This is a genomic window from Mycobacterium sp. SMC-4 (assembly GCF_050205565.1).
Lineage (GTDB): Bacteria > Actinomycetota > Actinomycetes > Mycobacteriales > Mycobacteriaceae > Mycobacterium.
Window position 1 is genome coordinate 344,521 of record NZ_JBNMQU010000001.1, and the last position, 14,572, is coordinate 359,092.

General features: G+C 65.2%; 13 protein-coding genes. 8 read left to right on the forward strand and 5 right to left on the reverse strand.

From position 1 onward, the window contains the following. Nucleotides 1-113 precede the first annotated feature (113 nt). The 6 genes from ACQI46_RS01690 (at nt 114) to ACQI46_RS01715 (ending at nt 6,503) form a co-directional block, all read left to right on the forward strand. Nucleotides 114-1,001 (forward strand): ABC transporter substrate-binding protein, encoded by an 888-nt coding sequence (locus ACQI46_RS01690; RefSeq protein WP_427092202.1) that lies wholly within the window; start codon nt 114-116, stop codon nt 999-1,001. Further along, nucleotides 998-2,533: a gamma-glutamyltransferase family protein gene (locus ACQI46_RS01695; protein ID WP_427092203.1), complete on the forward strand. Its 1,536-nt coding sequence runs from the start codon at nt 998-1,000 to the stop codon at nt 2,531-2,533. Before ACQI46_RS01690 ends, ACQI46_RS01695 begins: the two co-directional genes overlap by 4 nt. Before the next feature lie 19 nt (nt 2,534-2,552). Further along, nucleotides 2,553-3,560 (forward strand): LLM class flavin-dependent oxidoreductase, encoded by a 1,008-nt coding sequence (locus ACQI46_RS01700; RefSeq protein ID WP_427092204.1) that lies wholly within the window; start codon nt 2,553-2,555, stop codon nt 3,558-3,560. After that, nucleotides 3,560-4,681: a M20 family metallopeptidase gene (locus ACQI46_RS01705; RefSeq protein ID WP_427092205.1), complete on the forward strand. Its 1,122-nt coding sequence runs from the start codon at nt 3,560-3,562 to the stop codon at nt 4,679-4,681. The genes ACQI46_RS01700 and ACQI46_RS01705 overlap by 1 nt, the downstream gene beginning before the upstream one ends. A gap of 3 nt (nt 4,682-4,684) precedes the next feature. Beyond that, nucleotides 4,685-5,443 carry a sulfite exporter TauE/SafE family protein gene (locus tag ACQI46_RS01710; RefSeq protein WP_427092206.1) on the forward strand — a complete coding sequence of 253 codons (759 nt, stop codon included), beginning with the start codon at nt 4,685-4,687 and terminating at the stop codon, nt 5,441-5,443. 142 nt (nt 5,444-5,585) lie between these two features. Continuing rightward, nucleotides 5,586-6,503 (forward strand): NAD(P)H-dependent flavin oxidoreductase, encoded by a 918-nt coding sequence (locus ACQI46_RS01715; RefSeq protein WP_427092207.1) that lies wholly within the window; start codon nt 5,586-5,588, stop codon nt 6,501-6,503. Here ACQI46_RS01715 and ACQI46_RS01720 read toward each other — a convergent pair. Further along, nucleotides 6,500-7,246: an alpha/beta fold hydrolase gene (locus ACQI46_RS01720; RefSeq protein ID WP_427092208.1), complete on the reverse strand. Its 747-nt coding sequence runs from the start codon at nt 7,244-7,246 to the stop codon at nt 6,500-6,502. The genes ACQI46_RS01715 and ACQI46_RS01720 overlap by 4 nt on opposite strands. A 14-nt stretch (nt 7,247-7,260) precedes the next feature. On the opposite strand from ACQI46_RS01720, the gene ACQI46_RS01725 reads away from it, so the two are divergent. Both ACQI46_RS01725 and ACQI46_RS01730 read left to right on the forward strand, forming a co-directional pair. Further along, nucleotides 7,261-7,389 carry a hypothetical protein gene (locus ACQI46_RS01725; protein WP_427092209.1) on the forward strand — a complete coding sequence of 43 codons (129 nt, stop codon included), beginning with the start codon at nt 7,261-7,263 and terminating at the stop codon, nt 7,387-7,389. A 777-nt stretch (nt 7,390-8,166) separates the two neighbouring features. Continuing rightward, entirely contained in the window at nt 8,167-8,643 is a 477-nt protein-coding gene (locus ACQI46_RS01730) for a hypothetical protein (protein ID WP_427092210.1), read from the forward strand. 3 nt (nt 8,644-8,646) lie between these two features. Here the strand turns inward: ACQI46_RS01730 and ACQI46_RS01735 are convergent, their stop codons facing one another. The 4 genes from ACQI46_RS01735 to adh form a co-directional block, all read right to left on the reverse strand. After that, entirely contained in the window at nt 8,647-9,219 is a 573-nt protein-coding gene (locus tag ACQI46_RS01735) for a hypothetical protein (RefSeq protein ID WP_427092211.1), read from the reverse strand. Between the two features lie 47 nt (nt 9,220-9,266). Then, on the reverse strand, nt 9,267-10,520 hold the full coding sequence (locus tag ACQI46_RS01740; RefSeq protein ID WP_427092212.1) for a hypothetical protein: 1,254 nt from the start codon (nt 10,518-10,520) through the stop codon (nt 9,267-9,269). Nucleotides 10,521-11,099: 579 nt separating this feature from the next. Continuing rightward, complete coding sequence (locus ACQI46_RS01745) at nt 11,100-12,998, reverse strand: propionyl-CoA synthetase (protein ID WP_427092773.1); 1,899 nt, start codon at nt 12,996-12,998, stop codon at nt 11,100-11,102. A 47-nt stretch (nt 12,999-13,045) separates the two neighbouring features. Next, the gene (adh, locus tag ACQI46_RS01750; RefSeq protein WP_427092213.1) at nt 13,046-14,569 is read right to left on the reverse strand and encodes an aldehyde dehydrogenase; all 1,524 of its coding nucleotides are present in this window, start codon (nt 14,567-14,569) and stop codon (nt 13,046-13,048) included. Between the last annotated feature and the right edge of the window lie 3 nt (nt 14,570-14,572).

A 14,572-nucleotide genomic window follows, 5' to 3' on the forward strand; every position in this document is an offset into this window, starting at 1 on the left:
AAGGGACCGTCATGAAATATCACCGCCTCAGCGCGCTGGTGGCCGCAGCCGCCACAGCGCTGACCCTCGCAAGCTGCTCGTCCACTGAGCCACAGGATGATCCGGCGACGCCAATGAAGGTTGCGTTCGCCTCGGACCTCGATCCGGCCGACATCGCCGACTACCTCGGTGCACAGAAAGCCGGCGCCGAGATCACTGCGCTCAACGAAGACAGCGCCGTCGTCGCGGGCCTGCAGAACGGCAACTTCGACATCGGCAATATGGACGGTGCTTCGGCGATCAAGGCCGCACAGAGCGGCGTCGACGTCAAGATCGTCTATGTCAGCCAGGTCATTCCCGAGTTCGTGCTGGTCGCACAGCCGCAGTACCAGAGCATCAACGACCTCGCACGTGCGCGGGTCGCCTATCACGGACCCGGCTCCCCCACTGAAACTCTGCCGCGCGAACTCGCCCGCCAGGCGGGCCCCGATCTGGAGAACCAGATCAACTGGAGCGTGCTGCCGGAGTCTCCCAACCGGGCGGCGGCCATGCTGGGCAAGCAGATCGACGCCACCGCACTGGAATTCGGTGACGTCCTGACACTGCAGGACGAAGGAGAGTTCACCGTCCTCGGCGATTGGAGTGACCTCGAAGGCGACAGCGCCAGCGCATTCAACACCGTATGGGTGACCTCGGGGAGGTTCCTGGAAAGCAACCGTGACCGGGTCGTCGATTTCCTCACCGACGTCCAGAGCGCCTACGACCAGTTCTATCAGGACGAGGGTGCGTGGACCACAGCCGCGAAGGAGCAATTACCCGACGTGCGTGAGGACTTCCTGCCGCAGATCTACCAGTACTACTCCCAGGCCTCGTTCTACCCGAAGACCGGAACCGCGCCGTTGACAGCAGACAGCTGGGCCAACATGGACGCGTTCTTCCAGTCACTCGGTGAGTACAGCCAGAGCGCTGATCCCTCCATGGTGGACTTCGACGTGATCACCGAAGTGTCCGGATCCAAATGAGCTCAGGACGGGGCATGGTCGCCGCCAGCCATCCGCTCGCCGTCGACGCCGCACTTGCCGTCCTCGATGCGGGCGGTACCGCGGCCGACGCGGCCGTCGCCGCGGCGGCGATGCTCACCGTTGTCGACCCCCGCTCCACCGGGGTGGGGGGCGATCTGTTCGCGCTGTACTGGGAGTCGGGCGCCGATGAACCCGTCGGGCTGGCGGCGGCGGGCGGCGCACCGGCCGGCATGACGGTAGAGGCCTTGCGTTCTCAGGGGTTTGAAGCGATGCCTCCCGACGGGCCGTGGACGGTGACCGTGCCCGGCGCCACCTGGGGGTGGACCGCGCTGCTCGACCGCTTCGGCCACATCAGCGTCGAGCGGATTCTCCGCCCGGCCATCGAGACAGCACGCAACGGATTCGCGGTGAGCCCGATCGTCGCCGAAGAATGGCGTTTGGGCGCAGACAAACTGCGCCGCAACCCGGATGCCGCCGCGGTGTTCCTTCCCGACGGCCACGTTCCCGAGGCCGGCGACACGTTCGCCAATCCCGGCCTCGCGGACGCGCTCGACTGCTACGCCAGCGACGGGCATCAGTCCTTCTACACCGGCGCACTCGCGGCCGGCTTCGTCGACGCGGTCAACCGCGCCGGAGGCCCACTGGCGGCCTCCGACCTGAGCAGCTGGTCCGGTCCTGAGTGGACGGCGCCGATCCGGGGCCGGTTCCGAGGCATCGATGTGTACGAAATGCCGCCCCCTGGCCAGGGTCTGGTGGTTCTGGAAGCGGCGGCTCTCTACGAAGATCTTCCCTTGACCTCGCCGGGGGAAGCCGATCACCACCTGATCGAATGCCTCAAGGCTGCCTTCCACGATGCCGCCGACCATGTCGCCGATCCGCGGTTCGGTTCAGTTCCGGTCGCTGATCTCCTCGACGAGGAACGTCTCTCGACGGTGCGCGACTCGATCGGCCCCGAAGCGTCCCATACCCGGGGGCCGGGGGTGGCCTCGGACACCGTGTACGTGTGTGTGGTGGACCCATCCGGTGCTGCGTGCTCGCTGATCCAAAGTCTCTACGAGAGTTTCGGATCCGGCATCATGGCTCCGGGTAGCGGTGTTCTTCTGCACAACCGCGGCAACGGTTTCACGCTCCGCGACGATCACCCCAACCGGCCCGAAGGCGGTAAGCGCCCGTATCACACCATCATTCCGGCGATGCTCGGAGACGGCACCGGCTTCCGGGGTTGTCTGGGTGTGGTCGGTGGGTTCATGCAGCCGCAGGGACAGCTGCAGATCCTGCGCAACGTGTTGGACCGCGGCATGTCGGCACAGCAGGCCGTCGACGCTCCGAGATTGCGCGTGATGCCGGGCCGCTCCATCGGGTTGGAGGTGGGTTTCGATGACGCTTCCGCGGCAGAACTGGTCCGCCGCGGCCACCAGATCGCCGACCTGCCGCGCTTCGAATGCGGAGGCGCACAGATGATCCTGCGCACGGACGCGGGGCTCGAAGGTGGGTCCGACCGGCGCAAGGACGGTTACGTCGGCACTTGCTGACCAACTACAGAGGAGCAACATGCAGGGAATCGGACTGAGCCTGCCCAACCGCGGAATTCTGTTCGGAGCCATCAGCGTCGCGGAGATGCTCGATCTCGCCGAGGGCGCCGATCAGGGAGCCTTCTTCGATTCGGTCTGGGTCGGTGACGGTCTCATCGCCAAGCCACGCGTGGAGGCGGTGGCCAGCCTCGCCGCGATCAGCGCCCGCACCCAGCGAGTCAAGCTCGGTGTGTGCTGCCTTGCCACCTTCCCGCTGCGCCAGCCGGTGATCTTCGCGGCGCAGTGGGCCAGCCTCGATGTGCTGTCCGGCGGGCGGGCCCTGTTGGCGGTGTGTCTAGGTGCAACCACCGAGCGCAGCGGCGGCAATGTCGTAGCCGAACTGGCCGCGGCAGGGATCACTGGCCGCGAGCGGGTCCCGCGCCTCGAAGAAGGGGTGCGCCTGGTGCGGGCGCTGTGGAGCGGACCGACCTCGTGGGACGGCCCCTACTGGTCGTTCCCCGAAGTGTCGTTGGAGCCCAAGCCCGTGCAGGATCCCTGTCCGATATGGATCGCGAGCAATCCCGATCCAGCTCGTATGCCGGAGCGCCGGTATCGGGCGGCTATCGAACGCGTCGCGACGTTGGCCGACGGTTGGCAGACCGCGGTGACGACGCCCGAGGAGTTCGGTCGAAAATGGGACGAGATCCGCACGGCGGCCGAGGCCGCCGGCCGCGACATCACCGCGTTGACGTCCTCGGCGCACCTGATGATCAACCTGGGCTCGAGCCGGGACGAGGCGAGAGCTGAGGGGAAACGATTCCTCGATACCTATTACTCGATGGACAGCACCGACGAAATCCTGGACCGCTGGGGCGCTTTCGGGACTCCTGAGGAAGTCATCGCACGTGTCGATCAGTATCTGGAACGTGGCTTGGACATCCCGATCCTGCGGTTCGCGTCCTTCGACCAGTCGCGGCAGATGGAACTCGCCGAACAGACACTGCTTCCCGAGCTGCAACGCCGCCGCAGCACGGTGCCCACCGCTTGATGGCCGACTACCTGGAGACCACACTGCTCACGCTGGTCGGCACCGACACCTCGGTTCCTGCCGGCAGCACCGAGATACCGCCCGGTGACCCACGATTGCGCGAGACCGTCACCACCGGAATCCTTCCGATGATCGAGGAACTCGGACCCGACGAGATCCGACAGCACCCCTGCGGTGACATCGCTGCCCGGTTCGGCCCTGACACTCCCGACGGTCTCCTGCTGCAGACCTACATCGTCTCCCAGCACGGGAATCTGATGGCCGATCCGCACGACGCGCGCATCGTTGACGGAACGCCGTGGGGGCTCGACGGTCCCACCGTGGTGGGCCAGGGCGCCAACCAGAACAAGGGTCCGATGGCCGCGGCGTTGACGGCTGTACGGGAATTGAGGACATTGCGGCGCGCAGTCTGGTTGACGGTCAATTGTGAAGGCCGCAGCAGCCATGACGGCTCGCGCCGCATCTACCATGACCTCGAGGTGCAGGCCGCTCACTCCATTCTCGCCTTCGGCACGAATCTGGCGGTGTCGCTCGGTAATCGGGGCCGGGTCGACGTCCGGATCACTGTGCGTGGCGCATCGTCGCATTCCAGCCAGCCGGAGCGGGGCTGCAATCCGATTCCCCCCGCGGCGGACGTAGTGGCCAGACTGGCCGAGACACCTCTTCCCCCACCGCATCCCGAACTCGGGCCGGCAACCGCGACGCCGTACCAATTCCGGTGCGAACCGATTGCTCCGCACACACTGCCGTCGTCTGTGCTCGTGGTGGTGGATCGGCGGTTGCTGCCGGGGGAACATCCCGATGAGGCGACCGACGGGATCCGCGGTCACCTCGACGGGGTGTGGCCGGACCTGGATGTCGTTGCTGGCGCCTCGATGTTGCCTGCGCTGGTGGATCCGTCCGCACCCGTCGTGACCGCGCTGGCAGGTTTCCCGACGACTTACAGCCGCAACGCATTCGACGCGGGGTATGGATGCTCGCTCGGAGTGCCCACCGTCATGTTCGGGCCGGGGCGCCGCGACTTCGGCGCCGGTGTTGTCGCCGCCGAGGCAGTGTCGCTTTCGGACTGTCGGGTTGCCACCACCGCGTTGTCCGAGGCCGCCCGAGCATTGTGCGGTTGAGCGGTGTGGGAATTCGGGGTCGTCATCCTGGCTGGACTGGCGGCAGGCGCGATCAACGCCGTCGTCGGTTCGGGGACGCTGGTGACATTCCCGGTACTGATCGCGCTGGGTTACCCACCGGTGGTCGCGACGATGAGCAATGCCATCGGCCTCGTTGCCGGCGGCGTCAGCGGGGCGTGGGGGTACCGGCGGGAGATCGCCGCACAGAAGGCGGTGGTGATGGCCCTGCTGCCGGCATCAGCGCTGGGCGCGCTGACCGGTTCGTTCCTCCTGTTGTCGCTGCCTGACGACACCTTCGAGATCGTGGTGCCTGTGCTGTTGGCAGCTGCACTGGTCCTGGTCGTCGTCCAGCCGCGGCTGCAGAGGTGGGTGGCGAACCGGCGGGCAGATACCGCAAGGACCATCAGTCCCACGCTCGTCGTCACCGTGTATCTGGTGGGCGTCTACGGCGGCTACTTCGCCGCCGCCCAGGGCGTGCTGCTGATGGGTGTACTGGGCATACTGCTCGCGCAGGACCTGCAGTTGTCCAACGGTCTGAAGAACCTGCTCGTCGGTGTCGTCAACCTGTTGGCCGCGATGGCCTATACGTTCGTCGCGTTCGACCGCATCGCCTGGACGGCAGCCGGCGGCATTGCCGCCGGCGCCCTGGTGGGCGGTTGGCTCGGCGCCAAGTACGGCCGCAAACTGAACGCGACCTGGCTGCGGGCGGTGATCGTGGTCCTGGGCCTGACCGCCCTCGTGCGCATCTTGACGACCGGTTGACTCGCACCAGCTGATCCGCCCCGCGCCTTGCACCGCGAGCGCGCGCGTCTGCCCCTCGACACGCCGCGCATCACCGGCACTCAGCGCGCGCTCGCGCCCGGCGAGCGTGACAAAACTGCCCCCGACGCGGTGAGATGGCCCCATGACCACCTGGTCGACAGCAATCGGCATCGATGTCCCGATCGTCAACGCTCCGATGGGCGGCGTCGCCGGCGGGCGACTGGCTGCGGCCGTGTCCGACGCCGGCGGCCTCGGCATGATCGGAATGGGCAGCAGCGCAACCGCAGCCAAGCTCGTTGACCAGTTGGCATACGTTGAGAACCTGGCCAGACCCTTCGGTATCGGACTCATCGGCTGGGTGGTGCACAACGAACCGGCACTGCTGGACACCGCGCTCGAAGCGCGGCCGGCCCTGCTGTCGGTCAGCTTCGGCGACGACTGGTCCTGGGTGGCCAGGGCGCACAGCGCAGGCGCCACCACAGTCACCCAGGTCGCGGATCTGCAGGAGGCCAGACGTGCCGTGGACGCCGGTGTCGACGTCCTGGTCGCGCGCGGTGCGGAGGGCGGCGGCCACGGCCGCCCCAAGGTCGCGACACTGCCGCTACTTGTCGAGGTCCTCGAGCACCTGAGCGTGCCGGTACTCGCCGCCGGCGGAATCGGTTCTGCCCGCGCGGTTTCCGCTGTCCACACGGCGGGCGCGGCAGGTGTGTGGGTCGGCACTGCTCTGGCCGCCTGTGCAGAGTCGATGTTGACGGACCCCGCACGTGAGGTGATGTTCCGCGCTCAGAACACCGACACCGTGCTGTCCCGTGCCTTCGACGTCGCGCTCGGCTATCCGTGGCCGCGCGATCTCCCGGAACGGTTGCTGCGCAACACCTTCACCGACCGATGGCAAGACCGGGACGACGACGTCGACGAAAACAGCCGAGCGGCACTGCGAATCGCGATCGACAACGACGACTACACGATCGCGCCGATCAACGCGGGCCAATCCGTCGGACAGGTCAACGCCAAAGAACCGGCGGCAAAGGTCATCGCGCGCCTCACGGACACGATCTAATCCAGCGTCGCCCAAAACTCGTTCAGCACCGACGCACCCCGCGTGGGATCCTCCACCATCCACCAATGACCAAGCCCCTCGAGCACTTCCGTGCGCGCTCCGGCCCGATCGGCGGCACGCCGACGGGTGTCGTTCTCCCCGATGTACGGATCCTCGGTGGCCAGCAGAGACAGACCCGGCCGCGCTGCCGCGTTCTCCAGCGCCTTGCCCGCCTCGGCCATCACCGGCTGCGCCGCCGACCGGTACAGCGCAAGGATCGCCCGACCCATGTCGTCGTTCTGCCCGGCGGCCAACGCCGCCGCGATGTCCGACGGGAAGCCCAGCGACTGCATCAGCTCGGTGCGCGCGTCCAATCCGCCGCCCATCATCGAGGCGATCAGCTCTTCGCCTGCTTCGGGGGTCTGCCACACCTGCGCCATGTCGTGCCAGACGTAGTCCGGGTCGAACAGCCCGACGACGTCGCTGACCCAGCTGCGGACCAGCTCAGGTCGGTGCATCACGGCGTTGAGCACGTGCCCGCCGCCCCAGTCGTGCCCGACCAGGTCGATCGGCCCGTCGATGCCCGACAGCTGGTCCTCGAGCCAGTCCCGGTACTCCAGGTACGTCGCCCCGAACCCGTCGGGCAACGGCGCGCCGAACCCGGGCGGTGACAGCAGGACGACGTCGTCGCGGCCAAGCTCGGCAACCAGCGGTCCCCAAATCGCGTCGGTTTCGGGATTGCCATGCACCAACACCACGGTCATACGCTCATCCTGACATGGCGCAGATCCGTTTTAAGACGCGGACTAAAGGTACCGACGGAGCCACTCTGGTGTTTGAAGTCACCAACCAAAATGCCGAGGCGTTGGCGACCGCTCGTGATTTCGACTCTTGCGCGGAGCTGTGATCGATTCCCGAACAGCCTGGATCGACTGACCGAATATGACGTATCGACGATACACTCGTCCAAATACACAGGGCCGGCGACGAACTCACCTCAATCAGAGCGGCGTTCAGTGGTAGGTCCCCGGACGACGACTATTCGGCCGCGCCGACGGGCCGGCTGTAGATGAATCCGGGGGCGTAAAACTCCAGCGATCCGCTAGCCCGGACCAAGACGCGCACGTGGGTTACCTCCTCGTCGTCCTGTACCCGTTCCATATAGCGCGTCAGGTGCGCCAGGTCGTCGTCTTCGGGACAGTTTCCATCACGATTTCCTGCCGCGCAGCGTTGCCGCAGACGGGTGCGTGCGTCGGGACGGATTCGGGAAGCACAACCAACAGCGGCAGATCTGAGCACGCCGCGGCGTCGCACTCATGCACCCCGCCCATCCAGCGGAACCGAGCGGCCTCACCACAGACGCCACACACCGGCCAATCAGTCAACGACGACTCCCCCAAGCTGTAGCAGTGACCGGATTCTACCTGGGGCTACCGACATCACCGCTGTTCAAGGGGCATAAATTGCCTGGATCCTGGTGAGGGCGACGACGGCATTTCATGGTTGGCCGCGACGACTTTCCGACACTGGTAAACCGACGAGGCATGTGAGCCGTCGGTCAACACCGTCGAGCGACCACGGCCTGTCCATTGCGGGTTTTGTTCGTCCCTAGTAGCAGCGGCCCACCGCTCAAAGAAGGTTGCGCAGTTGCGATAGCCATGTCGGCGCCGGAGATATCCTTGTGATGATGACGAGGCAAAGTAAACCGAAGGTTCTTACTATCCGCGAGAAGATCTTGCTCGACGGAGAAAGCGATTGGGTGAAGCTCCAGCAGGTGCACGACTATGTCGCTTCGGAAAACCGTTCGGAGTCCTTGGCGGAGGTCCAGCGAAAGACCCTTGCATTGGTCCGCGCTATGACCGAGGAAGGTGTCATTGCGCTGGGTGAACCAGTCGAACATGGCGCCCGCTTCGAGGACTGGGACCTGCCGCTTGACGACGCCATCGCACGGTTGGGCACCGAGTACATCGACCGGTTCGACGACCGCCTCCGCTGGCCACTGCTGCTGTGGTTCCGCGTCACGGACGAGGGAAAGCGAATCGGACGAGCCTACGAGCCCGAGTATGACGCTTGGCTTGCCGATCTCCGCGCACAAGGCACAGAGTACGAGCCCCTACCACTTCATCTCGTCCCGGGAGGAAACACCAAAAGCCGCGGATGACGTTCACCAAGAACAGTCCGACGGTAGACCTCTTGAGGGCTCGGATACGGATAGGCTTGCTACTAGCGAACTGAGAACCGACTGAGTCATTTGGTTTACCTCGCGAGACAGTCGCGGCCGGAATTGCGCTTCAACTAGAACACTGTGCTCCACCAGGCCGCCTACCGCACCAGTGTTCACCACATAGTTCGAGAACTGGCCCCATAGGGAGCGCTTACCGATTGTGAACCAGCCGCTACTTCGCACAGCAGCAACACTGTTGAAACCGAGAGAAACGTTGTGATGCAGCACATTATCGGCGCCCAAGTCGTTCAGAGTACGGCCAGCAGACTCTTGCACGAACTCCTCGGAGACCGAGCCCGTGAATTGGTACAGCGCGATGGTTTCGCAGCCATCCCAGTTACTTCGCTTTGAAGCAATATGGCGCAAGGCAATTCGAGTCACGGGTGCCGGCTCGGCTGGAGTGCCAACAACTGTCCAGCCGACAGGAACCTCCAGACCGGGAAGCCAGTAACCTAGGCCGGCAAGAGGCACCAATGTGATTGAGCCGACGTGGCTGCGGATCTCCTCGACCACCGATGAGACGATAAGCGATCGTGATATCGCCACGTTCCTCGTACTCATCAGCCCCCCAACGCTGCCCGCGGATTGGCCAAAATCGCGAGAAAGCCGCCAATGCCAGCAACTACCGTGCCAACACCTGCCAAGATTCCCGCATCGAGGTTCGGCAGGTCCGGTTGCGATAGCACTGGCGCGCCCCCGCTGGGCGCCCACGGAGGCGAAAGTCCCGGCGGACTTTGAACCGGTGGATGATCCATAACCGGTAAGTGCGGAGGCGGGGCGATAATCGGCGCCTCGCCGCCTGCCGGTGGCGGTGGCGGTGGCGGGATCAGCGGTGGTGGTGGCGCCTCCGGCAAATGAACCTTCTTAGGGCCGTCTACGCCGGGCGGATACCCCACGTCGAGGGTGGGGCCATGACCCGCGCTCTCGCGAACACTGATGGTCGTGCCGTCGGGCAGAACGACCCTGTCATAGATTTTGTCGGCAATCTCTTCGGGTATGGGGACTCGTACGCCACCTTCCGAGTACTTCTCCCAAAGATCAAAAATGTCGCCATCAGCGTCGACTTCTTTGATCCCCCTGCGCTTGCCGTCGCGGAGTTGTTCGAGCTCCTTGGCGATCTCCGGGCCAGTGTGGGGACCGTCGCCGCTGTCGTCGTACAGTTGAATCTCGCCATTACCGTCGGCAATCGGTTGCGCCGGTGACGGTTTACCTTCCCAATCCTGGGGGATCATGCTGTTGAGCGCTGCTGCCCCCGCTCGTAGCTCGGAGCCGACCTGTGCGTCTTCGGAGACCAAAGCGCCTGCCCGCATCACGATGTAGCTGACATGCTCCCCAGCCTTCGCCTTGCGCGCCGCATACAGGCCAGCTTGCTCGCTGCTATACCGGCGGATGTCGCTGACCGCCAAGTTCTCGCCAACGCGGAAATCGTCAGCTTCTGCTTCAGCGATTGCGTCGAGGGCACGGTCTCGCGCATGACTGAGGTTTTGCGCCCCGCGATTGGCCGCCTTTGCCATGTCGCGCATGTGGTCAGCCGCTCGATAGATCGCGCCCCGATCGGCGTATGCCGACTCGCGTGCGGCGTCCGCCCCACTACCTTCCCACACCGTTCCACCCGGCGCGGAGATCTGCTGAACGTGCGCGTCTGTGGCGGCTTCGATTCGATTAGCTGCTGCCCGATAGGAATCCGCCGATGAGGAAAGCTCATTGACGGCGTCGATCCAGTTCTCGATGTCCGACCGCGTCGGGAGACCTTCACCCGGGGCAGGCGCAGCACTGGGCCTCGGAGCCGCGATTCGAAGCAATCCAACCGGCATCCCACTCACATCGAGACCCTGCGGATGCCCGCGGCGCCGTCCTCATCGGATGCCGTATAGTCGCTCGCTGCACTCTCAGCGTCCAGCCCCCGATCAGCCAGACGAGCGGCATACGCTTGACTGAAGGCTGCAATAGCGGCGGAGACTGCGGCAGCGCCGAGGCACGACGCCTTCCCGCCTATAAGCGCAGGCATGTCAGTGGCGGCGACTAGCTGACTCGCATGTTCATGGAGCGTCGCTGACGACGAGAGCAGTCCCTCTGGATTCACGGCGAGCGGATCTGACACCTGCTTGCTACCCCCGGGAGTGATGGCCGTTCGTGTAGTTTAACAGCGGACTTGCTCGTCACCCCGCACTTGGATCGGCGTCAAAGGACAGCATCTACGGCGCCTGGAAACGGTGAGATCCACGGTTGACCACTACGCCTCATATATCACGCCAGCACCAGTTGTCCCCTTGCTGGAAAGGTTTGCGGCCGCGGACAATCCGCTGACGTCCGCAAACGTGAACCGTGCCGAACATCGGCTCCGACACCGTTCGCCCCGCTTCAGGGTCATACGCTCATCCTGACATGGCGCACTACAAGTGGGCGGTCAGCGTCGGGATCGCGGAGAGCACAGCGGCGTCTTCAATGGTCGGCGGAACCTTGTAGTCCACACCGGAGGCGATCTCGCGGATGGTGCGGCGCAGAATCTTCCCGGACCGCGTCTTGGGCAGTGCCGACACGGCATAGACCTCGCGCAGCGCGGCGACAGGCCCGATCTCGTTGCGGACCAGAGCGACAAGGTCACTTTGCAGCGTCGCCGCGTCGACGGTTGCGCCCGCCTTGAGCACGACGAAGGCCACCGGGCGTTGGCCCTTGACTTCGTCGGGGATCCCGATGACGGCGCACTCGGCAACCGCGGGATGCGTGCCGACGACAGCTTCCATCGACCCGGTGGTCAACCGGTGTCCCGCAACGTTGATCACGTCGTCGCTGCGGCCCAACACGAACAGGTATCCGTCGTCGTCGAAGTACCCGGTGTCGCCGGTGGTGTAGAAGCCCGGAAACGCATCGAGGTAAGACGACCTGAACCGCTCGGGCGCATTCCACAGCCCCTGCAGCGAACCCGGCGGCAACGGCAACCGGATCGCGATGTTGCCCTCCGCGTTGGGGCCGAGTTCAGCTCCGTGGGCGTCGAGCACCCGAACGTCGTAGCCGGGAACCGGCACGGAGGCCGAGCCGGCTTTGATCGGCAATGGTTCCAGCCCACGCGGATTGGCGCAGATGGCCCAGCCGGTCTCGGTCTGCCACCAGTGGTCGACGACGGGCCGGTCGAGTTTGTCGGAGGCCCAGTGGTAAGTCTCGGGGTCGAGTCGCTCACCGGCTACGAACAACGTACGTAGCGAGGTCAAGCGGTACTGGGCGAGTTCGCCGGCCTCCGGATCCTCCTTGCGGATGGCACGCAGCGCGGTCGGCGACGTGAACAGAACGTTGACATCGTGGTCATCGACGACCCGCCAGAACGCCCCGGCGTCGGGGGTGCCGACGGGTTTGCCCTCGTACAGGACTGTCGTCGCGCCGACGATCAGCGGCGCGTAGACGATGTAGGAGTGGCCCACCACCCAGCCGACGTCGGACGCGGTCCACATGACGTCGCCCGCACCGACGTCGTAGATGTTGGCCATCGACCAGGCCATCGCCACCGCATGGCCGCCGTGGTCACGCACCACGCCCTTGGGTTTACCGGTGGTGCCGGACGTGTACAGGATGTAGAGCGGGTGGGTGGCGGAGACCGGGACGGGATCGGCCGGCGCCGCGTCGGCGACCATCGTGTCCCAGTCCAGCCATCCCGGTTGATGCCGGGCGTCGCCGGGGACTTCGGGCCGGTTCTTGACCACGACAGTGTCCGGCGGCGACGTGCTGAGCTCCAGCGCCTTGGCCACCGTGGGCAGGTACTCGACGCAGCGTCCGGGTTCCAGACCGCCAGACGCCGTCAGCAGCACCTTCGGCTGCGCGTCATCCATCCGGGCGGCGAGTTCGGCCGCGGCGAACCCGCCGAACACCACCGAGTGGATCGCACCGATGCGGGCACACGCCAGCATCGCGACGACGGCCTCGGGGATCATCGGCAGGTAGATGACGACGCGGTCGCCCGCCGTCACGCCGAGGTCGGTGAGCATGCCGGCGTGCACCGCCACACTGTCGCGTAGTTCGCGGTAGCTGAACCGGCGTCGAGCCCCTGTCATCGCCGAGTCGAAGACCAACGCGACGCGGTCGCCGTGTCCGGCCAAGACATGGCGGTCGAGCGCGTTGTGGCAGGTGTTCAGCGTCCCGTCGGGAAACCACCGCCACGCGTGCGGATCGGAGTTGTCCAGCGCGACGGTCGGCTCGGTGTACCAATCGATGGCCGCGGCCGCCTCCAGCCAGAACCCCTCGGGGTCGGAGATGCTGTCGCGGTGCGCTTGCGCCGCGCTTCTCTGTCGGTGAGCAGACATGCCAACCGGGCCGATCTCGTGTCCACTCGCCTGCGGGGTGGTGGTCATCAGAAGAACCCTTGGGCCTTGTCGCTGTAGGACACCAGCAGGTTCTTGGTCTGCTGGTAGTGGTCGAGCATCATCTTGTGGTTCTCGCGGCCGATGCCGGACTGCTTGTAACCGCCGAAGGCGGCGTGCGCGGGGTAGGCGTGGTAGCAGTTCGTCCACACCCGGCCCGCCGTGATGTCGCGACCCGCGCGGTAAGCGACATTGCCGTTGCGCGACCAAACCCCGGCACCCAACCCGTAAAGGGTGTCATTGGCGATGCTGATCGCGTCGTCGTAATCCTTGAACGAGGTGACGGCGACGACCGGGCCGAAGATCTCTTCCTGGAAGATCCGCATCTTGTTGTGCCCCTCGAAGATCGTCGGCTGCACGTAGAAGCCGCCCGAAAGGTCGCCGCCGAGTTCGGCGCGTTCCCCACCGGTGACCAGACGGGCACCTTCGTCCTTGCCGACCTCGATGTAGGACAACACTTTGTCCAACTGGTCGTTGGACGCCTGCGAGCCGATCATCGTCTCGGTGTCGAGCGGATCGCCCTGGCGGACGGCCTTCGTGCGGATTGCGGCGAGCTCGAGAAACTCGTCGTAGATGTCGGCCTGGATCAGCGATCGCGACGGGCACGTGCACACCTCGCCCTGGTTGAGCGCGAACATGGTGAATCCTTCTAGCGCCTTGTCGCAGAAGTCGTCGTTGGCGGCCAGTACATCGGAGAAGAAGATGTTCGGGCTCTTGCCACCCAACTCCAGCGTGACCGGAATCAGGTTCTGCGAGGCGTACTGCATGATCAACCGGCCGGTGGTGGTCTCACCGGTGAACGCAATCTTGGCGATGCGGTTGCTCGACGCCAACGGCTTACCAGCCTCCACACCGAACCCGTTGACCACGTTGAGCACGCCGGCGGGCAACAGGTCACCGATCAAGCTCATCAGATACAGGATCGAAGCCGGGGTCTGCTCGGCCGGTTTGAGCACCACGGCATTACCGGCCGCCAAGGCCGGCGCCAGCTTCCAGGTCGCCATCAGGATCGGAAAATTCCACGGAATGATCTGACCCACCACCCCCAGAGGTTCATGGAAGTGATACGCGACGGTGTCGGCGTCGATCTGACTCAGCGACCCCTCCTGCGCCCGGATCGCCCCTGCGAAATACCGGAAGTGGTCGATTGCCAACGGAATATCGGCATTGAGCGTCTCCCGGATCGGCTTGCCGTTGTCCCAGGACTCGGCCACCGCGATCGATTCGAGGTTGGCCTCGAGCCGGTCGGCGATCTTGTTCAAGATGTTGGCCCGCTCCGCCGCCGCGGTCTTACCCCATCCCGGCGCTGCGCCATGCGCTGCGTCGAGCGCCTTGTCGATATCGGCTTCGGTCGATCGCGGCACCTCACAGAAAGGCTGACCCGTCACCGGCGTCGGGTTCTCGAAATACTCACCCGACACCGGCGCCACCCACTCGCCACCGATGAAATTGCCATACCGCGACTCAAACGACATCAGAGCATCCGCAGATCCTGGACGCGCGTACACAGTCATAAC